General features: G+C 64.1%; 24 protein-coding genes and 1 pseudogene. 17 read left to right on the forward strand and 8 right to left on the reverse strand.

Annotated features, from left to right (window positions below):
* Window positions 1–43 precede the first annotated feature (43 nt).
* Window positions 44–280 (forward strand): hypothetical protein, encoded by a 237-nt coding sequence (locus F758_RS51460; protein WP_024512408.1) that lies wholly within the window; start codon window positions 44–46, stop codon window positions 278–280.
* A 9-nt stretch (window positions 281–289) separates the two neighbouring features.
* Here F758_RS51460 and F758_RS0136055 read toward each other — a convergent pair whose 3' ends face one another.
* Window positions 290–763: a winged helix-turn-helix transcriptional regulator gene (locus F758_RS0136055; RefSeq protein ID WP_024512409.1), complete on the reverse strand. Its 474-nt coding sequence runs from the start codon at window positions 761–763 to the stop codon at window positions 290–292.
* Window positions 764–890: 127 nt separating this feature from the next.
* Here F758_RS0136055 and F758_RS0136060 point away from each other — a divergent pair, with 127 nt between their 5' ends.
* Window positions 891–1,664: an SDR family NAD(P)-dependent oxidoreductase gene (locus F758_RS0136060; protein WP_024512410.1), complete on the forward strand. Its 774-nt coding sequence runs from the start codon at window positions 891–893 to the stop codon at window positions 1,662–1,664.
* A 174-nt stretch (window positions 1,665–1,838) separates the two neighbouring features.
* Window positions 1,839–2,060, forward strand: a complete 222-nt coding sequence (locus F758_RS0136065; RefSeq protein WP_024512411.1) for a hypothetical protein — start codon at window positions 1,839–1,841, stop codon at window positions 2,058–2,060.
* A gap of 63 nt (window positions 2,061–2,123) precedes the next feature.
* On the opposite strand, the gene F758_RS0136070 is transcribed toward F758_RS0136065, so the two are convergent.
* Window positions 2,124–2,738, reverse strand: coding sequence for an FMN-dependent NADH-azoreductase (locus F758_RS0136070; protein ID WP_024512412.1), 615 nt, complete (start codon window positions 2,736–2,738; stop codon window positions 2,124–2,126).
* 97 nt (window positions 2,739–2,835) lie between these two features.
* Here F758_RS0136070 and F758_RS0136075 point away from each other — a divergent pair, with 97 nt between their 5' ends.
* Entirely contained in the window at window positions 2,836–3,237 is a 402-nt protein-coding gene (locus tag F758_RS0136075; RefSeq protein ID WP_024512413.1) for a winged helix-turn-helix transcriptional regulator, read from the forward strand.
* Here the strand turns inward: F758_RS0136075 and dprA are convergent, their stop codons facing one another.
* Window positions 3,238–4,353, reverse strand: coding sequence for a DNA-processing protein DprA (dprA, locus tag F758_RS0136080; protein WP_024512414.1), 1,116 nt, complete (start codon window positions 4,351–4,353; stop codon window positions 3,238–3,240). It abuts the gene before it with no gap.
* A gap of 199 nt (window positions 4,354–4,552) precedes the next feature.
* Here dprA and F758_RS0136085 point away from each other — a divergent pair, with 199 nt between their 5' ends.
* Window positions 4,553–5,791 (forward strand): amidase, encoded by a 1,239-nt coding sequence (locus F758_RS0136085; protein ID WP_024512415.1) that lies wholly within the window; start codon window positions 4,553–4,555, stop codon window positions 5,789–5,791.
* On the opposite strand, the gene F758_RS0136090 is transcribed toward F758_RS0136085, so the two are convergent.
* The 4 genes from F758_RS0136090 to F758_RS0136105 form a co-directional block, all read right to left on the reverse strand.
* Entirely contained in the window at window positions 5,788–7,149 is a 1,362-nt protein-coding gene (locus tag F758_RS0136090; RefSeq protein ID WP_084305935.1) for a patatin-like phospholipase family protein, read from the reverse strand. The two genes, F758_RS0136085 and F758_RS0136090, sit on opposite strands and share 4 nt — an antisense overlap.
* A gap of 236 nt (window positions 7,150–7,385) precedes the next feature.
* Window positions 7,386–7,982, reverse strand: coding sequence for a glycerol-3-phosphate 1-O-acyltransferase PlsY (plsY, locus tag F758_RS0136095; protein WP_024512417.1), 597 nt, complete (start codon window positions 7,980–7,982; stop codon window positions 7,386–7,388).
* A 32-nt stretch (window positions 7,983–8,014) separates the two neighbouring features.
* Window positions 8,015–9,322 carry a dihydroorotase gene (locus tag F758_RS0136100; protein ID WP_157450331.1) on the reverse strand — a complete coding sequence of 436 codons (1,308 nt, stop codon included), beginning with the start codon at window positions 9,320–9,322 and terminating at the stop codon, window positions 8,015–8,017.
* A gap of 22 nt (window positions 9,323–9,344) precedes the next feature.
* Window positions 9,345–10,298 carry an aspartate carbamoyltransferase catalytic subunit gene (locus tag F758_RS0136105; RefSeq protein WP_024512419.1) on the reverse strand — a complete coding sequence of 318 codons (954 nt, stop codon included), beginning with the start codon at window positions 10,296–10,298 and terminating at the stop codon, window positions 9,345–9,347.
* A 233-nt stretch (window positions 10,299–10,531) separates the two neighbouring features.
* On the opposite strand from F758_RS0136105, the pseudogene F758_RS50235 reads away from it, so the two are divergent.
* From F758_RS50235 to F758_RS0136115, 3 genes and pseudogenes are all read left to right on the forward strand, one after another.
* Window positions 10,532–10,639: pseudogene (locus F758_RS50235) on the forward strand (M15 family metallopeptidase); the annotation flags it as partial.
* Between the two features lie 21 nt (window positions 10,640–10,660).
* A complete protein-coding gene (locus F758_RS0136110) occupies window positions 10,661–12,304 on the forward strand; it encodes an acyl-CoA dehydrogenase family protein (RefSeq protein WP_024512420.1) in 1,644 nt (547 codons plus the stop codon).
* Between the two features lie 10 nt (window positions 12,305–12,314).
* Window positions 12,315–13,091, forward strand: coding sequence for a CPBP family intramembrane glutamic endopeptidase (locus F758_RS0136115; RefSeq protein WP_024512421.1), 777 nt, complete (start codon window positions 12,315–12,317; stop codon window positions 13,089–13,091).
* A gap of 58 nt (window positions 13,092–13,149) precedes the next feature.
* Here F758_RS0136115 and ruvX read toward each other — a convergent pair whose 3' ends face one another.
* The gene (gene ruvX, locus F758_RS0136120; RefSeq protein WP_024512422.1) at window positions 13,150–13,629 is read right to left on the reverse strand and encodes a Holliday junction resolvase RuvX; all 480 of its coding nucleotides are present in this window, start codon (window positions 13,627–13,629) and stop codon (window positions 13,150–13,152) included.
* 162 nt (window positions 13,630–13,791) lie between these two features.
* On the opposite strand from ruvX, the gene F758_RS0136125 reads away from it, so the two are divergent.
* The 9 genes from F758_RS0136125 to F758_RS50240 all read left to right on the forward strand — a co-directional run bounded on the left by F758_RS0136125 (window position 13,792) and on the right by F758_RS50240 (window position 23,199).
* Window positions 13,792–14,868: an NAD(P)H-dependent flavin oxidoreductase gene (locus F758_RS0136125; RefSeq protein ID WP_024512423.1), complete on the forward strand. Its 1,077-nt coding sequence runs from the start codon at window positions 13,792–13,794 to the stop codon at window positions 14,866–14,868.
* Between the two features lie 448 nt (window positions 14,869–15,316).
* Window positions 15,317–15,550, forward strand: coding sequence for a hypothetical protein (locus F758_RS0136135; RefSeq protein ID WP_502689205.1), 234 nt, complete (start codon window positions 15,317–15,319; stop codon window positions 15,548–15,550).
* Window positions 15,551–15,678: 128 nt separating this feature from the next.
* Window positions 15,679–15,966 (forward strand): Asp-tRNA(Asn)/Glu-tRNA(Gln) amidotransferase subunit GatC, encoded by a 288-nt coding sequence (gatC, locus tag F758_RS0136140; protein WP_024512425.1) that lies wholly within the window; start codon window positions 15,679–15,681, stop codon window positions 15,964–15,966.
* 53 nt (window positions 15,967–16,019) lie between these two features.
* Window positions 16,020–16,238, forward strand: coding sequence for a hypothetical protein (locus tag F758_RS0136145; protein ID WP_024512426.1), 219 nt, complete (start codon window positions 16,020–16,022; stop codon window positions 16,236–16,238).
* Window positions 16,235–17,710 carry an Asp-tRNA(Asn)/Glu-tRNA(Gln) amidotransferase subunit GatA gene (gene gatA / locus F758_RS0136150; protein ID WP_024512427.1) on the forward strand — a complete coding sequence of 492 codons (1,476 nt, stop codon included), beginning with the start codon at window positions 16,235–16,237 and terminating at the stop codon, window positions 17,708–17,710. The genes F758_RS0136145 and gatA overlap by 4 nt, the downstream gene beginning before the upstream one ends.
* The gene (locus F758_RS0136155) at window positions 17,701–18,006 is read left to right on the forward strand and encodes a hypothetical protein (RefSeq protein ID WP_024512428.1); all 306 of its coding nucleotides are present in this window, start codon (window positions 17,701–17,703) and stop codon (window positions 18,004–18,006) included. Before gatA ends, F758_RS0136155 begins: the two co-directional genes overlap by 10 nt.
* Window positions 18,003–19,481 (forward strand): Asp-tRNA(Asn)/Glu-tRNA(Gln) amidotransferase subunit GatB, encoded by a 1,479-nt coding sequence (gene gatB, locus F758_RS0136160; protein WP_024512429.1) that lies wholly within the window; start codon window positions 18,003–18,005, stop codon window positions 19,479–19,481. The genes F758_RS0136155 and gatB overlap by 4 nt, the downstream gene beginning before the upstream one ends.
* Window positions 19,482–21,262: 1,781 nt before the next feature.
* Entirely contained in the window at window positions 21,263–21,529 is a 267-nt protein-coding gene (locus F758_RS0136180) for a hypothetical protein (protein ID WP_024512431.1), read from the forward strand.
* Window positions 21,530–22,725: 1,196 nt separating this feature from the next.
* A complete protein-coding gene (locus F758_RS50240) occupies window positions 22,726–23,199 on the forward strand; it encodes an STN domain-containing protein (RefSeq protein WP_157450333.1) in 474 nt (157 codons plus the stop codon).
* Window positions 23,200–23,508 lie beyond the last annotated feature (309 nt).

A 23,508-nucleotide genomic window follows, 5' to 3' on the forward strand; every position in this document is an offset into this window, starting at 1 on the left:
TGGGTGTATTTTGATGCAAATACACCGAGCGGGATGCAATTGCGTGGCCGGCACTGGACGCAAGCGGAAGCGGGCGGCGTCGCGCAGAAACCGCCAGTCGGAAAATGATGACCCGCCCGGGGAGGGCGGAGCGGACGAGGCTGCCATTTTTATTGCCGAGACGGTGTCCGAACTCGCCGAACTCGCCCGGCGCCACGAGCTCCATCTGCTCAATCATCTGCTGGCGATGGCGCAGCTTGAAGCCGAAGATCATTTGCGCCGCCGGCGGAAGCTGTCTTGAGCGCGCGGCTTACGCGCTCGCCCGGCGACGCTTTGCCGCGGGGCGAGGCTTTAGCGCGATATCGGCCGGCGTGAGCAAGCGGCCATCTTGGGCGCGCAGCTCGAGCCTTTTCACCGGCCGGCCTTTTTCGCGATCGACCATGATGGTTGCGATGCTTTCGGGGCAGTGGTCGAACTCTTCGCTCCATTGCCGCAACGCGACCAGGATCGGGAACACGCCACGCCCTTTTTCGGTCAGCACATATTCTTGATAGGCGCTGCCGTCGGAGGCGGGCGCCATCCTGAGAATGCCTTCCTCGACCAGCATGCGCAGCCGCGCCGTGAGGATGTTCTTGGCCAGCCCCAGGCTCTTTTGAAACTCGCCGAAGCGACGGCGACCCAAAAAGGCGTCGCGGATGATGAGCAGCGACCACCAGTCGCCGATCACGTCCAGCGATCGCGCGATCGGGCATCCATCTCCTTCCAGGCTCGTGCGTTTCACCATGGCCGCTCGTCCAGATCTTCGTTCGATGACGCATGCATCACCGCTTTGTGTAGTTGCATTATAAAACCAGATGGCCTAGATCGCAAGGATAGTTTAATTATGCAACCAAGCTGGAATGGAGGCACTCGTGAGACTCGCGAACAAGACGGCGTTGATTACCGGCGGAAACAGCGGCATCGGCCTTGCGACCGCAAGGCTGTTCGTGGCCGAAGGCGCCAAAGTGACCATTACCGGCCGCAACAAGGAGACCCTCGACGCGGCGGCCAACCAACTGGGCGCGAGCGCGCTGGCAGTGGCGGCGGATGCGACCGATAACGCAGCCACCGAGGCGGCGATCAGGCGGGCGGTCGAGACATTCGGCAAGCTCGACATCCTCTTTGCCAATGCCGGCATTCCCGGCAGCACGCCACTCGGTTCGACGACCCTGGAAACATTTGAGACGGTGATCAGGACCAACATCACCTCGGTGTTCTTCACCGTGCAATCGGCGCTGCCATATTTGAACGACGGCGCCTCAATCATTCTCAATGGTTCGGTGATCTCCGTGCTTGGCAATCCCGGCTATTCGGCCTACGCCGCGAGCAAGGCGGGTGTGCGCGCGATGGCGCGGGTGATGGCATCAGAACTGTCGCCGCGTGGCATCAGGGTCAACGTAGTGGCACCGGGCGGTGCGCGGACGCCGATCTGGAATGGCGCGGCCCCGACGCCCGAGGCCTTTGCGGCGCTGGAGCAGCGCATTGCGCGCACGACCCCGCTCGGCAGAATGGCCGAAGCCGATCACATCGCCAAAACCGTGCTGTTCCTGGCCTCCGACGATGCCGCACATGTGCAGAGTGCGGAAATCTTTGTCGACGGCGGCGCGACGGGTTCGCCTGCGGGGGCGCCGATCTTCCGCGGTTAAAGGCGGGGTCCGTCCTCCCAAACAAAGCGGCCGGCGCGTTCTCTTAAGGGAAGGCGTTGGCCGCTCGCTTTTTCTTGAACAGTTATTTTAGGCAGCGTTGAACCTTGCGCGCCGCTGCCGATACCTTTGTTGCGAGGCAGGTCATTTCTCAAAAAATAATATTGGAGCGATATTATGCCGAAAGCACTTCGTTTATCGATTCCCGCAGCGCGCGTTTCGGACAAATCCGATAGCTGGCAATCCCAACTCAGCCGTGACGATCTGCGAAAGTCCGTGCAGTCCGCGCGCAAGCCGTCCTGGAGCAGCGAACTCATCGCGATCGCGCTTTTCTCCGGCATCGGCGTATTGGTTTCGCTGGTAGCCCTGCTGTTTGGGCAACAGGGCTACTGGTATTGACGCTCCCTTGCTTTGCGCGCGAGTTGCCGCCGCGTGGCGGCGGCTCGGCCGACAGGCGTTCGCTTACGCGGCGTGAAGCTGGGTCGCCGCCTGCAGCGCGCCTGCCAGCGCCTTTTCGCGATGCTCGGGGCCGACCTGAATGCCATCGGCGGATATGAACTCGGGCTTCGTCACGCCGATGAAGCCGAACACGCCGCGCAAATAGGATTCCAAATGTTCCAATGCCTCGGCCGGTGAGCCCGGACCGTAAAATCCGCCGCGCGAGATGGCGACGATCACGCGCTTGTTGCCTGCCAGTCCTTCCGGCCCCTGCGCGCCATATTTGAAGGTTTTGCCCGCGACCACGATGCGATCGATCCAGGCCTTGAGCTGGCTTGGGATGGTGAAATTGTACATGGGCGCGCCGAGCACGACGATGTCGGCCGCGAGGAACTCCGCCAGCACGGCTGAACTCGTGGCGAGTTCCTGCTGCACGGTCGGATCGGAATTGGGGGCGCCCTGGGCCGCCGCGAGCTGCGCTCCGGACAGGTGGGCAAGCGGCGAGGCGGAGAGATCTCGATAGACAATCTCGACGCCAGGTGTCGCCTGGCGCAGCCGATCGACAATCGCCGCGGTCACTTGGCGGCTGACCGAGTGGGGGCCGAGCACGCTGGAATCGATGTGCAGAAGTTTTGTCATGGAAGTCACCCTTTGGTATAGGTTTGTAACCGGCGCTATATGAGTGACCGTCCACAAACGCCGCAAGAACGCACTTTTTTGAAACCCGGGCACATCTTTGAAACCTGAGCACACCAGAGTTCCTGTTCTCCCGCCCCAACCCGATGCTCACGCCGACTGCCGCGCCGTTGCGCCGATTCTGGCGCGCGTCGGCGACAAATGGAGCGTTCTGGTCATTATGATGCTGCGCGACGGACCAAGGCGCTTCAACGAGATCAAACGCCTGATCGACGGCATTTCGCAGCGGATGCTGACCTTGACTTTGCGTGGACTGGAGCGTGACGGGCTGGTCACCCGTACTGTCTTCCCGAGCATTCCGCCGCGCGTCGACTATGAATTGACCGATCTCGGGCGCGGCTTGAGCAAGCCGGTGATCGCGCTTGGCCAATGGGCGATAGAGCACCGGCGCGAGATCGAAGCGGCCCGCGCGCGTTTCGATGGTCGCAACGACACGGCTTGACTAAAGCAGCGACACCAGCCCGCCGCCGTGACGCTCGAGCTTGCCGGCGAGTTCGAGTTCGAGCAGCACCGTGCGCACCATCGACGCGGGCATGTCGGCCATCCGGATCAGATCGTCGATCGAGACCGGCGTCGGCCCGAGCAGAGTGACGATGCGGTCGCGCTCCGGGCTTGGCAGGTCGCTTTCAAGCGGATCGCTGTCCGGTTCATTCGCCGGCAACACGATCGGCCGCTCCATGATCGGCGCGACGGCCTGGATGACGTCGGCCGCTTCCGTGACCAGCGTTGCGCCTTGCTTGATCAGATCATTGGTGCCGGCGGCGCGCGGGTCGAGCGGGGAGCCTGGTACGGCGAAGACCTCGCGGCCCTGTTCGGCCGCCATGCGTGCGGTGATCAGCGAGCCCGAGCGCTGCGCGGCCTCGACCACGACCACGCCGAGCGCAGCCCCTGAGATCAGCCGGTTGCGGCGAGGAAAGTCCCGCGCCCGCGGCTCGTGTCCGAGCGGCATTTCGGAGATCGCCGCGCCTTCTGATGCGAGAATGGCGGCAAGCAGATCCTCGTGCTCGGCCGGATAGATGCGGTCATGCCCTCCCGCCAGCACCGCCACGGTGCCGCTGGCAATGCTGGCGCGATGCGCGGCCTGGTCGACGCCGCGCGCAAGCCCGGAGATGACGACAAAACCGGCGTCGCCGAGCTCGCGCGCCAGCACCTGCGCGAATTTCAATCCCGCAGCGGAGGCGTTGCGGGAGCCAACAATCGCGATCATCGGCCGCATCAGGCTGCTGCTCGCACCGCGCACAGCCAGGAGCGGCGGCGCATCATCGATCGTCGCAAGCCGCGGCGGATAGCCGGATTCCTCCGGCGCCAGCAGGTCGATGCCGAACTTTCGGCAAGCACCAAGCTCGGCGCGCGCTTCCTCTTCGCCGCAGATCCGCAACCGACCCGCGCCGCCACGGCGTGCAAGCTCCGGCAGCCGCCGCAGCGCCTCGCGCGCATTGCCGCAATGGGCAAGCAGCGAGCGAAACGTGCGCGGCCCGACATTTTCGGAGCGGATCAGCCGCAGGCGGTCAATCCGCTCGGCGTCGGTGAGCTGTAACTGTGAGGTGATGGCGTCCACGCGAAGGTCCCCTGCGTCGCTAACATGAAGCAACCTGCGCGCGTAGGGAAGGGGGCACTTGGTCATTCCGGGGCGCCTCGAAGAGGCGAACCCGAAATCTCGGGATTCCCCGGTGCGCAATTGCGCACCTGAGGTTCGATGCTTCGCATCGCCGCTGAATGACGGTATACGACGCAGAGCACTGCAAGGAACGCCGCCCATGATCTCCCTTTCCGACCTCAAACGCCGCATTGAGAATGGTGAGCTGTCGCCCGATGCCGCGCTGACGCAATCGTTGGAAGCCATCGACGCGCAGGAAAAAGCGATCGGCGCCTTCGTTCACCGCGCCAAGTCCCCGCGCGCCGCGGGCGCGGGACCGCTGCGCGGCATCGCTGTCGGCATCAAGGACATCATCGACACCTCCGATCTGCCGACCGAGATGGGCTCATCCATCTACAAGGGATGGCAGCCGCGTGCCGATGCATCTGTCGTGATGATGCTCAAGCGGGCAGGGGCAACGATCGTCGGCAAGACGACGACCACCACGTTCGCCGCACTCGATCCGACCGCGACCCTCAATCCGCGCAATCACGGCCACACGCCGGGCGGATCGTCCGCGGGCTCGGCGGCGGCGGTGGCGGCAGGCATGATTCCTCTGGCGCTGGGCACGCAGACCGCGGGCTCGGTGATCCGGCCCGCCTCGTTCTGCGGCATCGCCGCGATCAAGCCATCTTATCGGCTGCTGCCGACGGTCGGCGTCAAATGCTACTCTTGGACGCTGGACACGGTCGGGCTGTTCGCGGCCGGCGTTGAGGATCTGGCCGTTGCGTTGTCGGCGATGACCGGCCGCCCGGACCTTGCGAGCGAGCCCCCGGCGAAGCCGCCGCGGATCGGCGTGGTCACCCAGGATTTTGCGGGCAGCGTGGAAGCGGCGAGCGATGCCGCGTTGCGGATCGCGGCTGCCGCCGCCGAGCGCGCGGGTGCGGCCGTTCGCACGCTCAAGCTCGCGGATGTCGTGGCCGAAGCCTGGCAGATCCAGCCGATCATCCAGGATTTCGAGGCGCATCGCGCGCTCGCCTGGGAATACGCCGCGCATCGCGACGAGATCGCGCCGAAGCTGCGGGCCAAGATGGACGAGACCGCCGGGCTCTCGCCAGCCGCCCATGCCGAGGCGCTGGAGATCGGCAATCGCGCACGCGCTGCATTCGCCGACGCACTCTCCGACGTCGATGTCGTGCTGACCTATTCCGCGCCAGGTGCCGCGCCCAAGGGCCTCTCCTCAACCGGCGAGCCGCGCTTCAACCGGCTCTGGACCTTGCTGGGCACGCCTTGCGTGAACGTCCCCGCCGATGTTGCCGACGCTGGTTTGCCCGTGGGCGTGCAGATCGTGGCGCGCGTCGGCGAGGATGCAAAGGCGCTCGCGGCAGCGCGTTTTCTCGAGGACGCGCTGCGGATTTAGACCAGCGCCGGCTCGCGCGAGGGCTGCACCGGAGCCGACTCCGGCTTCGCTGGGACCGGCTTTGTTGCCCCCCGCAGCCAGCGGTCAGCGGCGGTTCGTCCGCTCCGGTGCAAGGCCATCACGAAGGCGCGGCCGAGATCGACCGCACTGCGCTGGGCGAGCCCGTCGATCTCGTCCTCCGCTGCGATCCGCGAGATCCGAGGTGCGCTCGCGCCTGCGCCGCGCGCCCATTCGAGCGCGGCGACTTCCGCGTTCAAACTTGCATTCGCGGTGATTTGGTCGAGGCGGCGATCGATTGCGGCACCCGTGATCGGCACGTAACTGTCGCGCGACGGCGTGACTTGAACGATCAAGAGCTCGGCCGCGGTTGACTCCTGCACCAGGTCGACCAGCGGCGGATTGGTTGCAAAGCCGCCGTCCCAATGCGCATCACCATCGATCTCGACGGCGCAGTGGACGAGCGGAGGACAGGTCGAGGCCAGCACTACATCCGCGGTGATCTCGGAATTGCGGAAAATGCGCGCCGCGCCATCGCGAACGCGCGTTGCTCCCAACAGGAGCTTGGGGCAGGACGGCGCGCGCAGCGCTTCGAAATTGACGTGCCTGGCGAGCACCCTGCGCAGCGGGTCGATGTCGAGCGGATCGAATTGGCCCGAGCGCAATGCTGCGCCAAAAGCGACAGAGCTTCCGGCCGGCGAAAATCCGCCGAGCAGCATCAGCGAGCGGAACGATGCCTCATCCACCATCCGATTCCAGAATTGCGCTAGCCGCGTCCGTGCGCGCTCCCGCCCGCCCTCGACCAGTCCGGACGCCAGCAGCACGGCATTGACGCTGCCTGCGCTGGCGCCGCTGATGGCATCGAAGGCGCAAGCTGGCTCTTCGAGCAGCCGCTCCAGCACGCCCCAGGTGAAGGCCGCAAACGAGCCGCCCCCTTGCAGGGCGAGCGACAGTTTTCGCGGCGGCCAGGCCGCAACGTCGGCCAAGCCCGGCATGGCCTCTGGTGTCGACGGCGCCACGCCGACCATGGCGCTGGCTTGGGATGCAAGTTGAGCTTGTCGCGCCCGCTTTCCGATCGAATTGAAGAAGAAACGCGCTTCCGCCGCAAGCTCGGATGGCCGCGGCCCGCGCACGGTCGCGGGTTTCGCGGTGCCTTGAACGGCCTCAGGCGTTTGGGCCGGCGCAGCTTCCGGCGTTACCGCGACGGCTTCCGTCGGCGCCGTCGGCGCGCTGTTCGTCGACCAGATGTCTGCGGCAGCCAGCAGCGCGCTGGCGCCGCTCCGGAACTCGCGCGCCTCAGATGGCGTAGTGCTCTGCAAAGTCAGCCCCCGCTGTGCGCCTGATGAATCGTTCTCGTTCATCTTCGGCAACCGTTTGACGCGAACTACCCCGCAGCAAAGATGGCAGGCGAAAGAGAGTCTTGCCAGCGTTGCAAACGCGTTGCGAACAGGATTTGCGCGATGTGTTGTAACTTTGCAGCGATGTGGGGTGCGCGATCGTCTTGCTCCGTCATCCCGGGGCGATGCGTAAGCATCGAACGCGGAATCTCGAGATTCCGGGCTCGCGCTACGCGCCCCGGAATGACGAAGGAGAGATTTTACCGCTTCTCTCCGATTCGTCCCTCGGTGCCGGACTGCAACCGCTTGATGTTCTCGCGATGCATGTAGAACAGCAGCAGCGTCAGCACGGCGAACAACGAGGCCAGCGCCGGATGGCCGAACCACCACAGAAACAGCGGCGTGACAACGCTTGCAACCAGCGCAGAGAGCGAGGAGTAGCGGGTGACGAAGGCCGTCGTGAGCCAGATCACGCAGAATACTACCGCCGCCGGCCAGAACAGCGCCAGCACTACGCCGATATAAACGGCGACGCCCTTGCCGCCGCGAAATTTCAGCCAGACCGGAAACAGATGGCCCAGAAATGCGCCGAGCGCCGCCAGCATGGCCGCGTTCGGTCCGCCCAGCGAGCCCGCGATCATGACCGCGGCCGTGCCCTTCAGCGCGTCGAGCAGCAGCGTGGCGGCCGCCAAGCCCTTGCGGCCGGTGCGCAGGACGTTGGTGGCGCCGATATTGCCGGAACCGATCGAGCGCAGGTCCGCCGTGCCCGCAAGCCTGGTCAGGATCAGCCCGAACGGGATCGAGCCGAAGAGATAGCCGATGACAAAGGCGACCGGCAGGAAAGCGTCAGGTCCCATTGGAGCGGCTCCCAGCGGGCCTATGCCGCGCTTTAGACATGCTCATATACGGTGCGGCCGCCGACGATGGTGCGTACCACGCGGCCCGAGAATCGGGCTTCATCGAACGGCGTGTTCTTGCATTGCGACTTCAGGTCGGCGGGATCGAGCACCCAGGGCGTGTCGGGATCGATCACGATCACGTCGGCGGGCGCGCCCGCGCGCAGGGAGCCGCCCGGCAGGCCGAGCAGCTCGGCGGGGCGGGTCGACATGGCGCGGATCAGCGTTTTCCAGTCCATGTCGCCATTGTGGATCAGTCGCAGGGCCGCCGGCAACATGGTCTGCAGGCCGACGGCGCCAAAAGCGGCTTCCGCGAAGGGCAGGCGCTTGACCTCGACATCCTGCGGATTGTGGTCGGACATGATGACGTCAATCAGGCCCGACGATACCGCCTGGACCAGGGCCCGCCGGTCGTCTTCGGTCCGCAGCGGCGGGCACAGCTTGAGGAAGGTGCGGTAGGGGCCGATGTCGTTCTCGTTCAGCGTGACGTGATTGATCGAGACGGAGGCGCTGACCGAGAGCCCAGCATCGCGGGCGCGCTTCAAGATCTCGAGCGAAGCAATGCAGGAGAGCGATGCGGCGTGATAGCGCCCGCCGGTAAGCGCTACCAGCCGCATGTCGCGCTCCAGCATCACGGCCTCGGCCGCGTCGGGAATGCCCATTAAGCCCAGCCTTGCCGCGAACTCGCCTTCGTTCATCACGCCTTCACCGACGAGATCGGGATCCTCGGTGTGATGCACGATCAGCGCGTCGAAATCACGGGCGTAGGTGAGCGCCCGTCGCATCACCTGCGCGTTGGTGACGCTCTTGGCGCCGTCGCTGAAGGCGACCGCGCCGGCCGCTTTCAACAACCCGATCTCGGTCATCTCCTCGCCGTGCAGACCCTTGGTCAGCGCCGCCATCGGCTGGATGTTGACGATGGCGGTGTCGCGGGCGCGGCGCAGCACGAAATCGACCGTCGCCGAATTGTCTATCACCGGTTCGGTGTCGGGCTGGCAGATGATCGTCGTGATGCCACCGCTTGCCGCCGCCTGGCTCGCGGAGGCGAAGGTCTCGCGATGACTGAAGCCGGGCTCGCCGACGAAGGCACGCATATCGATCAGGCCGGGGGCGACGATCTTGCCGGTGCAGTTGATAATGTCGGTGCCCTCGGGCACGCCGGCCGCGCCGATGCCGCGCCGCATCTCGCGAACGACGCCGTCGGCGATCAACACATCGGCAAGCCCATCGAAGTCGCGCGACGGATCGACCACGCGCGCATTGGCGAGCAGGATCGGGCGGCGGTCGGTCAGGATCGGCATTCTCCAGTGTCCCAGTTCTGAACTAGGCGTTCGGCAAGTTGCGGGCGAGCGCTTCCAACACCGCCATGCGCACTGCCACGCCCATTTCGACCTGCTCGCGGATCAACGACTGCGCGCCGTCGGCCACGATGGAGTCGATCTCGACGCCGCGGTTCATCGGCCCCGGATGCATCACCAGAGCGTCGGGCTTGGCGTAGGCGAGCTTCTTCTGGTCGAGCCCGAAATAGTGGAAATATTCGCTCGAGGACGGCACGAAGGAGCCGTTCATGCGCTCGCGCTGCAGGCGCAGCATCATGACGATGTCAGCGCCTTCCAGGCCTGCGCGCATATCGCGCGCGACCTCGACGCCCATCCGCTCGATGCCGACCGGCAGCAGCGTGGAGGGCGCGACCACGCGCACCCGCGCGCCCATGGTGTTGAGCAGCAGGATGTTGGAACGCGCGACGCGCGAGTGCAGGACATCGCCGCAGATCGCGACCACCAGTCCCTCGATCCGGCCCTTGTTGCGGCGGATCGTGAGCGCATCGAGCAGCGCCTGGGTGGGGTGCTCATGCGCGCCGTCGCCGGCATTGACCACGGAGCCGTCGACCTTGCGCGCCAGAAGTTCCACCGCGCCCGAGGCGTGATGCCGCACCACCAGGATGTCGGGGTGCATGGCATTCAGCGTCGCCGCGGTGTCGATCAGGGTTTCGCCTTTGCGCATGGAGGAGGAGGACACCGACATGTTCATCACGTCGGCGCCCAGCCGTTTCCCCGCGATCTCGAAGGAGGATTGGGTGCGGGTCGAGGCCTCGAAGAACAGGTTGATCTGCGTGCGCCCGCGCAAAGATGTGCGCTTCTTGTCGATCTGGCGATTGAGCTCGACATACTCTTCGGAAAGGTCGAGCAGGCCGGTAATATCGGCAGCGGAAAGTCCCTCGATTCCCAGCAAATGCCGGTGGCCGAGGACGAAGGTCGATTTCGATGGCGATGTCATTAAAGCCAGAGCTATAGGCGCGGATGCTTGTGGCCGCAAGTGTGAAAGGTGGCGAGGGGAGTTATCCCCGGGTGAGTCCAGGTCCACTTTCCCGGTCATTCTGGGGCGTCGCGCAGGCGACGAACCCGGAATCTCGGGATTCCGGGGTCTGGTCCTTCGGACCATGCCGGAATGACGGTGCCGCATGAAGGACCAGCCCAAGCCCGGCCATGACGACGTCGAGCCGTGGTGACATGGCGCGGCAAGGCTTTGTGAACTATGCCAGGGAGTGGCGGCACTTTTCGCTGCCGGGCGCGGGCGGGGCGGCCTATGATTTCCCGGTTTCGCCGCGCCGGCCATGATTCCTTGCGGAGGTATCGGCCATGACCAAGCCCTCGTTCGCGACCCACGAGGTTTTCAACCAGTCGCCGCCGTTCGAGAACGTTGATCTTTTCACGGTGGACAAGCCGCTGGTCGACGCGGTTGCGGCCAATGGCGCTGCGGATGCGGCAAAGGAACTGTCCGATTTCGGCCGGCACTGGGGTTCGGCGGCGATGGCCGCGCGCGGCCGGCTTGCCAATGAAAACACGCCCAAGCTCAAGACCTTCGATTCCCGCGGCAACCGCCGCGACGAGGTCGAGTTTCATCCCTCCTATCACGAGTTGATGGCGCATTCGGCCCATGCGGGCCTGCATAATTCGACCTGGACGGCCGACGGCAAGCCGGCGGGCGCGCCCAGCGAGGTCGTGCGCGCCGCGAAATTCTACATGGCTGCGCAAGTGGAGACCGGCCATCTCTGTCCCATCACCATGACGCGCGCCTCGGTCGCCGCGCTCGCCAGCCAGGCGGATCTGCTCGCCAAGACCATGCCTCTCATCGCGCAGCGCGCCTATGATCCGACGTTCGCCCCCTGGTGGACCAAGCGCGGCATGACGCTCGGCATGGGCATGACCGAAAAGCAGGGCGGCACCGACGTGCGCGCCAATATGACGCGCGCGGAGCGTACCGCCGAGGGCTACCGTCTCACCGGGCATAAATGGTTCATGTCGGCGCCGATGTGCGATGCGTTTCTGGTGCTGGCGCAGGCGGGAGGCAGGCTGACCTGCTTCTTCATGCCGCGCTTTGCGCCCGATGGTTCGGTCAACGCAGTGCAGTTCCAGCGGCTGAAGGACAAGCTTGGCAACCGCTCCAACGCCTCGAGCGAGGTCGAGTTCGTCGGTGCCTACGCCCTGCCGGTCGGCGAGGAGGGCAAGGGTATCCGCACCATCATCCAGATGGTGCAGCTCACGCGGCAGGATTGCGCCATCGCCTCCGCAGGCCTGATGCGTTCCGGGCTTGCGCATGCGCTGCATCATGCACGCCATCGCAGCGTGTTCCAAAAGCACCTCGCCGATCAGCCGCTGATGCAGGCGGTGCTGGCGGATATGGCATTGCATGTGGAAGCATCGGTTGCACTGGTGATGCGGCTCTGCCGCGCCTTCGACCGCGCGCCGCAGGAGCCGAGCGAGGCCGCCTACATGCGGCTGCTTACGCCCGCCATCAAATACTGGGTCTGCAAGGGCGCGCCGCCCTTCCTTTACGAGGCGATGGAGTGCCTCGGCGGCAATGGTTATGTCGAGGAAGGGATCCTGGCGCGGCATTACCGGGAGTCGCCGGTCAACGCGATCTGGGAAGGTTCCGGCAATGTGATGTGCCTCGACGTGCTGCGGGCGCTATCGCGGGAGGCCGAGGCCGCGCTCGCCGTGTTGCGTGCACTGTCAGAGGAGACGCAGGGACTATCTGGCGCGGGTGAGGCGGTTGCCTTCATCGGCAAGGCGTTCCGTCGGCCTGACAGTGAGCGCGTCGCGCGGACCGCCGTGGAAAAACTGGCGCTGCTGGCGGCTGCTGCGGCGTTGAACAGAGTGGCCCCGCGTCAGGCCGAGCTGTTCGCGGCAACCCGGCTTGCGGCCAATCACACCGGCATGTATGGCTCGGTGGAGTTCACAAATGATGATATCCGCGCGCTCCTCGAGCGGGCGCTGCCGTGAAAGTGACTTGATGGACTCTCTCAATCCCGAAAACCCGTCCCTCATCGTCGAAGCGCCAAAGAGGCGCCGTGTCTGGCATTTCTGGGGCACCACGTTATGGGGCGTATTCGCCTTCGCCGCATTGTTCGTCGGTCAGATCGCGGTCGTGGGTTATGTGGTCCTGAAAAAGGGTGACGGGATCTCCATTGAGGAGGCGATCCGGGATGCTGCAGGCAGCGGCACGACGATTTCGCTCTCGGTGATCATGGGGCTGCCGGCGGTGGTCGCGGCGCTCTGGCTTGCGATCCGCTTCACGACGAGGCCATTTGCCGACTACCTCGCGCTGCGCTGGACGCCCTGGAAAAACCTCCTGATCGGTGCGATCGGCCTCGTTGCCATACTTGGCCTTTGGGAGCTCTTGTCTCGCCTGGTCGGCCACGAGAGCTCGCCGGACTTCATGGTCAATGTCTTGAAATCGGCGCGCAGCGACGGTGCGCTCTGGCTGTTGATCGTCGCCTTCTGCGTCGCTGCACCGGTCTCGGAAGAACTTTTCGCGCGCGGTTTTCTCTATCGCGGCTGGTCGGAGACGGTTCTTGGCCCGATTGGCGCGATCGTTCTGTCGTCGCTGGTGTGGACGAGCCTGCACCTGCAATATGATTGGTACTTCTTCGCCGAAGTGTTCATGCTGGGTCTCTGGTTCGGATACTTGCGCTACCGCAGTGGCTCGACCTGGCTGACGATCGTCCTGCATGGGCTGAACAATCTCGGAGCTGTGATCCAGACGATCTGGCTGGCGGGGCAGTCGTAGGCACCGTCTTTCCTCTCCGTCACAGCTATGACGAACGGCTGCGGGCTCCTTCCTAGCCTCAGCCCGTCCGCAAATTCGCCAGCCGGTCGAGTGCGCCCTGCAGGATGAAGATCGCGGCGTGCTCGTCGATCACCTCGGCGCGCTTGGCGCGGCTCACGTCCATGCCGATCAATTCGCGCTCGACCGCCGCCGTCGACAATCGCTCGTCCCACAGCGCAATCGGAAGCTCGGTGAGCTGCGACAGGTTGCGGGCAAAGGCGCGGGTCGATTGCGCGCGCGGGCCCTCGCTGCCGTCCATGTTGATGGGCAATCCCAGCACGAAGCCGGCCGCCTTGCGTTCCATGGCGATCGCGAGCAGCCGCGCCGCATCCGCCTTGAACGCTTTGCGCTTGATGGTCTGGACGCCGGTGGCGAGCCTGCGGTCCGGATCGGACACCGCGACGCCGATCGTCTTGGTGCCGAGATCAAGCCCGACCAGCGCGCCGCGCGCCGGCCAATGCGCGGCCGCGTCGATGAGGGGGAGGATAGGGGCAGGCATGCTGCGGCATAACACGCAGGCCGGCGTTCAGGCAAAGCCGATCGCAGGCTCACATTCTGTTTTACGATCGAGACCGACATGTTCTCGATTATTGAATTCTCGCCGCGATCGGAGCGGACTAATGTGCCACGAAAGTCGCCTTCTCAATCGAAAGACCAAACCATGTGGCCGGACCGCCGTTTGCTCAATCTCATCAAGACCGAATTTCCGATCGTGCTGGCGCCGATGGCGGGCGTCATGGATGCCGACCTCGTGATCGCGGTGGCGCAAGGAGGAGGGCTGGGGTCGCTGCCATGCGCGATGCTCTCGGCTGAGAAGGCGCGCGAGCAGGTCAACATCATCCGCCAGCGGGTCACAGCGCCCATCAACATGAACTTTTTCTGCCACCAACCCGTCGCCGCGGACGCCAAGCGCGAATCGGGTTGGCGAGAGCGGCTTGCATCCTATTACGGAGAGTTTGGGTTGGACCCTGCGGCGCCCGTCAACGCCGCCAACCGTGCGCCGTTCGATGCGGCGATGTGCGCGGTTGTCGAGGAGCTGAAGCCCGAGATCGTCAGCTTCCATTTCGGCCTGCCGGAGCCGGCGCTGCTCAAGCGCGTGAAGGCGGCCGGTTGTCTCGTGATGTCGTCGGCGACGATCGTCAAGGAAGCGATCTGGCTGGAGCAGAACGGCGCAGACATCATCATCGCACAAGGTGCCGAGGCCGGCGGCCATCGCGGCATGTTTCTCACCGACAACATCGCCGAACAGCCGGGTACGTTTGCGCTGGTACCGCAGGTGGTGGATGCGGTGAAGGTGCCGGTGATTGCCACCGGCGGCATCGCCGACGGGCGCGGCATCGCGGCGGCGTTCGCGCTCGGTGCTAGCGGGGTGCAGATCGGCAGCGCCTATTTGCGCTGTCCGGAGTCCAAGGTGATCGCGCCTGCGCGGGCGGCGCTCGCCGATGCGCGCGACGATTCCACCGTGATCACCAATGTCATGACCGGGCGTCCCGCGCGCGGCGTCGCCAACCGGGTCATGCGCGAGGTTGGCCCGATTTCGCCTGATGCGCCGTCCTTTCCCCATGCCGCGACCGCGCTGGCGCCGCTGCGCCAGGCCGCGGAGAAGCAGGGGCGGATCGATTTCACCAATCTCTGGGCGGGGCAGGCGGTACGGATGGGACGCGATGTGCCGGCGACCGAACTGACCCGCGCGCTGGCGGGCGAAGCGCTTTCGCGCATGCGTGCGCTTTCTGCGTAGCGTAATACCGAAGCGGGGTCGATGGGTCTCCGGCGCGCTGTCGCCCTCCAGCGCGAAGGCGGCGACAGAATAGCTGATTATTAGGGAGGATCCCTCTCCAGCCCGCCGCGCGGTGCGAGCAAACGCTTTCCACACCGTTGGAGCGATAGGCTTTCCGTCCAACATGCTCACTCGTCTGCGCAAGTCCACGTCGCTGCCTTGCAAGACAGGTCCAAGGTTAGACGATGCGCCCACGATTTGTCTGCGGCCGAAACCCCGGAACTGCCGCTCGCCGCGCTCGAGCGGGCAAACGACGCCATTGTGTTCGTCGATGGCGATTTCCGCGTGAGTTAGTTCGGCGTCGCGATCGAGACGATGAATGCGATCCGCGAGTTGAAGATCGACCGCAGCTTCATGCAGGACGTCGAGAAGGACGGCTGCCAAGGCCATCGTGACCACGGTGGCGCGCGTGGGCCAGAGTTTGCACCTCACCGTCGTCGCGGAAGGTGGTGAGATCGGGGAACAGCCCAATCTGCTCAGCGAACTCGGATGCGACGCCGTTCAGGGTTTTCTCTATGCGCGAGCGCTCTCGCCCTCCGCCTTCGGGCGATGGCTTGAGATGCTCAAGCGCATCGGTCACGGCCTATCTCCGCAGGCCGGCGTTGTTTCGGCGGGGCTCTCCGCGGCAAAACGAGCCGGTTAGCCCCCATCGTCGGCTCCCCCCGACGCCGATCCAGCGAGGAAAAGCGGGCTGACAGGCGTCTGCGGTTGCGGTGCAAAACCGGGCTCTGCTATACGGCAGGGTGAATCTGCCGTTTGAGGCCTTATATAATGTCTGTCGACGCCGATACCGTTCGCCGCATCGCGCATTTGGCGCGGATCAAGGTGACCGCTTCAGAGGTTCCGCACCTGCAGGGCGAGCTGAACGCGATTCTGTCCTTCGTCGAGCAATTGTCGGAGGTCGATGTCGCCGGCGTGGAGCCGATGACATCGGTGATGCCGATGGAGATGAAGAAACGGGTCGACGTGGTCAATGATGGCGAGATCCCCGATGATATCGTCAAGAATGCGCCGGCGACGGACAACCATTTCTTCCTGGTGCCGAAGGTCGTCGAATAGTCTAGTCGCGCCTTCGGATTCGAAGTGCGCAATTACCCGAGACAGGAAGTCCGATGTGTCTGCTCTGCGACGATGAAAAGGCCTATCAGGCCTACATGAATTATCTCGACGCGATGGAGCGGCAGGGCAAGGCCGCCGATCCGGAAACTGCGGTCAATGCCGTGCTCGATCAACTCGAGGCGCAGGCGCAAGCCAACGCGCGTGCCAAGCAAGACGATCCCAAAAACGACAAGACCCTGTCTCCGTTCTTCTGCAGCCCGATCAATAAATGACCGCTCTCACATCGCTGACGCTCGCCGAGGCCCGCGAGGGCCTTGCGAAAAAATCGTTCACGTCGCTGGAACTGACCGACGCCCATCTGAAGGCGATGGAGGAGGCGCGTGCGCTCAACGCCTTCGTGCTGGAGACGCCGGACCAGGCGCGCGCCATGGCGCGCGAGGCGGATAGCCGGATCATCAAGGGCGACGGCGGGCCGCTCGCGGGCATTCCGCTTGGCATCAAGGATCTGTTCGCGACCAAGGGCGTGCGCACCACCGCCTGCTCGAAGATTCTCGGAGACTTCGTGCCGACATATGAGTCCACTGTCACGGCGCAGCTCTGGCGCGACGGCGCGGTCATGCTGGGCAAGCTCAACAATGACGAGTTCGCCATGGGCTCGTCGAACGAGACCTCCTGCTTCGGCCCGGTGGCAAACCCCTGGCGGCGCGAGGGCTCCACTACGACGCTGGTGCCGGGCGGCTCCTCAGGCGGCTCGGCGTCGGCGGTCGCCGCGCTGCTCTGCATGGGCGCCACCGCAACCGATACCGGCGGCTCGATCCGCCAACCTGCGGCCTTCACCGCGACCGTCGGCATCAAGCCGACCTATGGCCGCTGTTCGCGCTGGGGCATTGTCGCCTTTGCATCCTCGCTCGATCAGGCGGGTCCGATCGCGCGCAGCGTGCGCGATGCCGCGCTGCTGTTGCGTTCGATGGCCGGCCACGATCCGAAGGACACGACCTCGGTGGATGCGCCCGTGCCCGACTATGAGGCTGCGGTTGGAAGATCGGTGAAGGGCATGAAGATCGGCATCCCCAAGGAGTATCGCCTCGACGGCATGCCGGCCGAGATCGAAAAGCTCTGGAGCGAGGGCGCTGCCTGGCTGAAGGCGGCCGGCGCCGAGCTGGTCGAAGTGTCGCTGCCGCACACCAAATATGCGCTGCCGGCCTATTACATCGTCGCGCCGGCGGAAGCCTCCTCGAACCTCGCGCGCTATGACGGCGTGCGTTACGGGCTGCGCGTGCCGGGCGGCAGCATCAGCGACATGTATGAGAACACCCGCGCCGCCGGTTTCGGCGCCGAGGTGCGCCGCCGTGTCATGATCGGCACTTATGTGCTCTCAGCCGGTTATTACGACGCCTATTATCTGCGTGCGCAAAAGGTACGTACCCTGATCAAGAAGGACTTTGAGGAGTTGTTTGCGAAGGGCATCAACGCGATCCTCACGCCCGCGACGCCGTCGGCGGCCTTCGGTCTCGGCGAGAAGGGTGGCGGCGATCCGGTCGAGATGTATCTGAACGACATCTTCACGGTGACCGTGAACATGGCGGGCCTGCCCGGCATCGCGGTGCCCGCCGGCAAGGATGCACAGGGTTTGCCGCTGGCGCTGCAGTTGATCGGAAAACCCTTTGACGAGGAGACGCTCTTCTCCCTGGGCGAGGTGATCGAGCAGGCGGCGGGGCGCTTTACGCCCGAGAGGTGGTGGTGAGCACCGCGGCGTTCAAGGCGAGCCTGTCGGGCGCATCGCCCGCGCCTGCGCTGGCGCCGCCGCTCGCGGCGCTCTGGTGGGCGGCTAAGGGCGACTGGGACAAGGCCCACAAGATCGTCCAGGACGAGACGACGCGCGAGGCGGCCTGGGTGCATGCCTATCTGCACCGCGTCGAAGGCGATCTTGGCAACGCCGGCTACTGGTACCGGCAGGCGGGCCAGCCGGTGGCGAAGGATTCTCTGGAGACCGAATGGGAGCGGATCGCTTCCGCCCTCATCGAGGATGGCAAGGCATGACGGCAGCAAGCGGCAAGCTGATCAAGGGCGCAACCGGCGACTGGGAGATCGTAATCGGCATGGAGGTGCATGCCCAAGTCACCTCCAAGTCAAAACTGTTCTCCGGCGCCTCCACCGCCTTTGGCGGCGAGCCGAACAGCCATGTCTCGCTGGTGGATGCCGCGATGCCCGGCATGCTGCCTGTCATCAACGAGGAATGCGTCAAGCAGGCGGTGCGCACGGGGCTGGGTCTGAACGCCAAGATCAACCTGCGTTCGGTGTTCGACCGCAAGAACTATTTCTATCCCGACCTGCCGCAGGGGTACCAGATCAGCCAATACAAATCGCCTATTGTCGGCGAGGGCGAGGTGACGGTCGAACTCGACGGCGGCAAGACCGCGACCATCGGCATCGAGCGGCTGCATCTGGAACAGGACGCCGGCAAGTCGCTGCACGACCAGTCGCCGAGCCTATCCTATGTCGATCTCAACCGCTCGGGCGTCGCGCTGATGGAGATCGTCTCCAAGCCCGATATCCGCGACGCCGAGCAGGCCAAGGCCTATGTGACCAAGCTGCGCTCGATCCTGCGCTATCTCGGTACCTGCGACGGCGACATGGAGAAGGGAAACTTGCGCGCCGACGTCAACGTCTCGGTGCGCAAGGTCGGTGGACCGCTCGGCACCCGCTGCGAAATCAAGAACATGAACTCGATCAACTTCATCGGACAGGCGATCGAGTATGAGGCGCGCCGGCAAGTGGAGATCCTCGAAGATGGCGGCGCGATCGAGCAGGAGACGCGCCTGTTCGACCCCAACAAGGGCGAAACGCGTTCGATGCGCACCAAGGAAGAGGCGCACGACTACCGCTATTTCCCTGATCCCGACCTGCTGCCGCTTGAGTTCAGCCAAGCCTTCGTCGACGAGCTGAAAGCGAAGCTTCCGGAGCTGCCGGACCAGAAGAAGGCGCGCTTCATCGCCGATCTCGGGCTGTCGCCCTATGACGCCGGCGTCCTGGTCGCCGAGCGCGAGAGCGCCGACTTCTACGAAGCGGTGCTCGCCAAGCTCGCCGACGCCAAGCGCGACGGCAAGGTTGCCGCCAACTGGGTGATCAACGAGCTGTTCGGCCGCCTCAACAAGGAGGGGAAGGACATCGCGTCCTCGCCGGTTTCGGCCGCGCAATTGGCTGCCATCATCGATCTGATCGGGGAGGGCACCATCTCCGGCAAGATCGCCAAGGACCTGTTCGAGATCGTCTGGCTGGAGGGCGGTGATCCCAAGCGCCTCGTCGAGGAGCGCGGCATGAAGCAGGTGACCGACGTCGGCGCGATCGAGAGGGTGGTCGACGGTATCATTGCCGCCAACCCCGACAAGGTCGAGCAGGCGCGCGCAAAGCCCGCGGCGATCCAATGGTTCGTCGGCCAGGTCATGAAATCGACCGGCGGCAAGGCCGATCCCAAGGCCGTCAATGCGCTGCTGAAGGAAAAGCTCGGCGTGTAAGTCGTCGGGTTTCGGACGGACTTTCCACACGTCATGCCCCGCGAATGCGGGGCATCCAGCAACCCGTGACGCCCGTTGCGAATTCACGATGCGCGCCGCGGCGTACTGCATCGCCCCGGTCCCGTCTACGCCAAGGCTTCGACGAGGCTCACGAGTCCGGGGCGCGCCGGAGCTTCAGCACAGGCGGCAAGCCGGGCGATCACAGCTTGACGAGCGGCTCGAGGCCATTGCTGCACGCCACTTCGGCGGACGTACCAAGTCGCGCTTCGCCGTCAATCGGCACTCCGCCGATCACGAATCGACCGCCTCGATTCGCCCGTGACGGTGCTCTCTCGCCCCCCGCGAGGCGGCTTTGCAGGGTTACTCCCAAAATTTTTTTCATTGCCGAAAATCGCGACTCGGACTTCGAACAAGCGTCGTCCGCGGGGCTTTCGCTGATCGCAGCAACATCATCGTCGCAAGAAGCGCATCATCGATGAATGCAAAAAACCGCTGCGGCACAGGCACTTCTTGAATTCTCGACAAATGGAAGCGTCGATCTTTGCCGCACTTCTTGCATCGCTGCTCGCAATCTTCGCGTTGTGTTGAGTCGATGCGCACTGCACGCACACGGATCGACGCGTCAACACTTCCTTAAGCGGGACGCTGTTTTTTTCGCCGTGTTGGTGTATTCGGGATGTCGTGCATCTCGATTCCCGGGTGCACGCAGCGAATGATAGCCATCTCACTTAGATCGGAGGGCACTATGGCTAAGAAAGCGAAGAAGGCGAAGAAGGCGAAGAGCGCAGTGAAGAAGACTGCGAAGAAGACCCGCAAGGTCGCCAAGAAGAAGAAGTAAGCCTCGCCTGGCTTACGAATGCCGGCAGGCTTGTTGCCGGCACGTCATTGGAGCCGATGGGAGATCCTGGTAGCTCCGATTGACGAAAGAGGGTGTCGGCGAGACATCAGGTCGAGCGGCCGGACCATCACTTTCGAAGGCTTCGCCTCGCAAAGCCGGTCCGGCAGAAGAAACAAGGTTTCTTCGTTCGATGCGGATCCTCGATTAGAGGACCGCAGTTTCACCGGGGCTCATCTCCGGATGAGATCTGGTCCTGACGTGTTCGCCGACGCCCTCGTTCCCCCGAAGGCGAAAAAACGTCAGCGAGCCTTCCCTTTCTTTCCCCGACATTGATAGCAAGCATTCAAGCGTGGTGGGCGTTTCGTCTTGCCGCCGATATCGCCCGTTGTCCCAGCCAAGCGAACTTCCGGCAACACTCAACGGGTCGCTGCGTCCGATGGCAGGCTACGCGCAGAGCCGGGAGCCATCACAGGCCGGCGTCATTGCGAAGACAGTCAAACGTTGCTCGCCGTGCCCGGGCTTGTCCTGGGTATCCACGTCTTTCTTCGTCGCAACAAAATCGTGGACGGCCAGGACGAGCCCGGACATGACGCGGGCGGCTGGGTGTTGCCTAATGGGTCCCTGCTTTCCGCAAGCTTTCGCGCCGACGAGAAGGGAAGCTCGCGATTGATGCCGCAATGGTTATCGCGAACCGAACCGGCACGGTAAACCGAATCTCTCGAAGCGGCAGGAAGCCTTGCAATTCCGGCACTTCTAGAACTCAGCGGGTAGGCAGGGGCACGCCGCGTTTACGTCCGGTTCATCGCACCTCTTAAACTGCCTTTCAAATTTGATCGGTCATGATCTGCCTCAACAAGCCCGCAGCGGCTTGGGGGATAGTGACAGAAGTGGACAGGGGCCGCGGCTCGCACGAGCTGCGGCAAGAAGAAAAAGGGGAGTGCGTATGTTTCAGGGTTTGATCGATCAGGATGCGGCGACGCCGGTTGCGGCGACTGCGATCCCGGACCTGTTGTTCGAGCGCGGCTTGTACTGGGCGAGCGGCCGCTCTGGCCTCGTCGATCTCGTAGCCGCCCACAAATGGTTCAACCTGGCGGCGCTCAAGGGTCGCGGCGATGGGATCGCGCTTCGCCGCGAGGTCGCCGAGCAGATGTCCGACGAAGAGATTGCTCGCGCCCAGCGCGAAGCCCGCGCCTGGATCAGCGCGCATTGAGCCGCGCGGCTGTAGCGGCTGAGTACGAGAGCGGCGCCTTGCGCCGCGCGTACCGTTACGAGCGTGCTTTCGTTTAAGCTTGGGCCGTCGGGATGAAAGGCCGGACAGCAACGAGAATGAACGCGGCGATCGTTGCATCGATCTCGGGATGACGGCTTTACAATAGAACCGGCGCGCGGCGCGAGGCAGCGCCTCGTTAGCGGTCGGTGCTTGTATGAATGATATTTTCAAACAGCCGTTTCTTGGCAATGCCTTTCCGGAGCCTGACTTGAAATAGCGCTCGAGTTTGCGAGCGGCAACCTCGTCAGCAACTGCGATGTATGAGCGAACGTGTCGGCCGCAACCCCCTCCGCGACGAGCACTAGGCCAAGGCCGTGGCTTCCAGCAAACCTTGAAGGGCGTCGGTGGAGGAGGACATGCCGAGCGTGGACCGGCGGTAGCGGTGACTCGGAGTGTCTCATCCGACTCGCCCGCGTCTAGCGAGCGTGAGATACTCTTCACACTGGCCGGGGAAGCTATGGGCCCGATCTCCCTGGAAAGGCTCGCCGGCTCCATCCCGGCGCCGGTATAGGACTGGCCGCCGCTTTCAAACCCGAAGAGCCAATGGGCGCGCCGATCCAGCCGGCAGCACAGAGTCCAAATGGTCGGTCAGAAGCTCTCGCCTCGCCACCACCGGCCACCTCCGAACCGAGCGGCGTCTCTATGGCCTGCTCAACCACGTTGCAGCGGGTGTCTCACTGTCTCATCTGACTCGCCTGACTCGGCGTCGGTTTGGTACAGCCTCTAATCTAGAACATCAGCATCGGGTTGGTGCAGCGCTTGCCCTCGAAGGGCTGATCTCGTCGCCCCGTTCTCTGGTGTCTCACTGTCTCACTCACTGACTCGCTGTGCCACTTAATCGGTGAGACGCGAGAGGATTAATCACTCCAGTGCCATGTAGCGGCCTGACCGTCCTAACGCCCTATCTAGCAAAAATGTCACAGGCTGCGCCTATAATCTAAAATCGTGTGCGTCGTTCCGAGAAGTACATATGACGCTTTTGCAAGCTGGTACTGACGGCACGGACTGTGGGACGAGGTAATTTCATGAGGGGCTTAGGGACTTGCCCTGATCTTGGCGACCGCGGATCATATGGGGTCCTTGTCATAGCCTATTTGGCTTGTGTGCTTCTCGTGGCCTGTTCTGCAGCGGGGATATTGGCACTGCCGGCCTCTGCGTCGGAACAGGAACGCGTTGAGGGTCGGGCCGACGCGATCACGCTCAACATTCCCGGCCAGCCGTTGGCAAAGGCGCTTGCCGCTTTTGGTGCAGCGACCGGTTTTGAAGTCATCGTCGATGGACGTCAGACGCAAAATCTTGTCTCCTCACCGGTTGCAGGCAACATGTCTCCGGACGAAGCGCTACGAGTGCTGCTCGAAGGAACGGGATTGACGGTGCGCGATTACACGCCGGGTAACGTAAGGCTAGTGGCCGCGCCCGCCTTGACGGGCGACACTGAGTTCTCCCCGGCCAGGTCTCCTCACGCTTCTTATTTTTTATTTTGCGGCAATACAGCAAATGGTTCTGCAAACGATCTGCGGCATCGACGCCGACCTGCCGGATGCTCAGCGGCTCGCGATCACGCTATGGATCACAACTTCGGGCGGGGTTGCTCGCGTCAAGCTGCTTGACAGCTTTGGTGAGCGTCGGCGCGACGCGGCGCTCAGCGCCGCTTTTGAGCGCGGCGATGTCGGTTCGCCTCCGCCGGCGGGCTTGAAGCAGCCAATCACGCTGGTGGTCCGGCCGCTGCCGTCTCGGAACGGCAGTGACTGCAGCAGTGCCGGCTCCGAAACACGCCGCGCGTCGAACTAGCATGGTGGGATGTATCTGATCATGGACGACGATCGTCGCCTGCCGCTGCGCCAACTGCTCACGATCAGGTACGAAGAATTGAGACGCAAGCTGACGCGACGGCTGGGCTCGGCCGAGACCGCGGCCGA

The organism is Bradyrhizobium sp. ARR65 (assembly GCF_000472385.1).
In the GTDB taxonomy this organism is placed as follows: Bacteria; Pseudomonadota; Alphaproteobacteria; order Rhizobiales; family Xanthobacteraceae; genus Bradyrhizobium.

Bases quoted from the DNA above. Each gene is read 5' to 3' on its own strand.
- F758_RS0136055 (WP_024512409.1), bottom strand. From the start codon at position 763: ATGGTGAAACGCACGAGCCTGGAAGGAGATGGATGCCCGATCGCGCGA.
- F758_RS0136065 (WP_024512411.1), top strand. From the start codon at position 1,839: ATGCCGAAAGCACTTCGTTTATCGATTCCCGCAGCGCGCGTTTCGGAC.
- F758_RS0136070 (WP_024512412.1), bottom strand. From the start codon at position 2,738: ATGACAAAACTTCTGCACATCGATTCCAGCGTGCTCGGCCCCCACTCG.
- F758_RS0136085 (WP_024512415.1), top strand. From the start codon at position 4,553: ATGATCTCCCTTTCCGACCTCAAACGCCGCATTGAGAATGGTGAGCTG.
- F758_RS0136090 (WP_084305935.1), bottom strand. From the start codon at position 7,149: ATGAACGAGAACGATTCATCAGGCGCACAGCGGGGGCTGACTTTGCAG.
- plsY (WP_024512417.1), bottom strand. From the start codon at position 7,982: ATGGGACCTGACGCTTTCCTGCCGGTCGCCTTTGTCATCGGCTATCTC.
- F758_RS0136100 (WP_157450331.1), bottom strand. From the start codon at position 9,322: ATGCCGATCCTGACCGACCGCCGCCCGATCCTGCTCGCCAATGCGCGC.
- F758_RS0136105 (WP_024512419.1), bottom strand. From the start codon at position 10,298: ATGACATCGCCATCGAAATCGACCTTCGTCCTCGGCCACCGGCATTTG.
- F758_RS0136110 (WP_024512420.1), top strand. From the start codon at position 10,661: ATGACCAAGCCCTCGTTCGCGACCCACGAGGTTTTCAACCAGTCGCCG.
- F758_RS0136115 (WP_024512421.1), top strand. From the start codon at position 12,315: ATGGACTCTCTCAATCCCGAAAACCCGTCCCTCATCGTCGAAGCGCCA.
- ruvX (WP_024512422.1), bottom strand. From the start codon at position 13,629: ATGCCTGCCCCTATCCTCCCCCTCATCGACGCGGCCGCGCATTGGCCG.
- F758_RS0136125 (WP_024512423.1), top strand. From the start codon at position 13,792: ATGTGGCCGGACCGCCGTTTGCTCAATCTCATCAAGACCGAATTTCCG.
- gatC (WP_024512425.1), top strand. From the start codon at position 15,679: ATGTCTGTCGACGCCGATACCGTTCGCCGCATCGCGCATTTGGCGCGG.
- F758_RS0136145 (WP_024512426.1), top strand. From the start codon at position 16,020: ATGTGTCTGCTCTGCGACGATGAAAAGGCCTATCAGGCCTACATGAAT.
- gatA (WP_024512427.1), top strand. From the start codon at position 16,235: ATGACCGCTCTCACATCGCTGACGCTCGCCGAGGCCCGCGAGGGCCTT.
- gatB (WP_024512429.1), top strand. From the start codon at position 18,003: ATGACGGCAGCAAGCGGCAAGCTGATCAAGGGCGCAACCGGCGACTGG.
- F758_RS0136180 (WP_024512431.1), top strand. From the start codon at position 21,263: ATGTTTCAGGGTTTGATCGATCAGGATGCGGCGACGCCGGTTGCGGCG.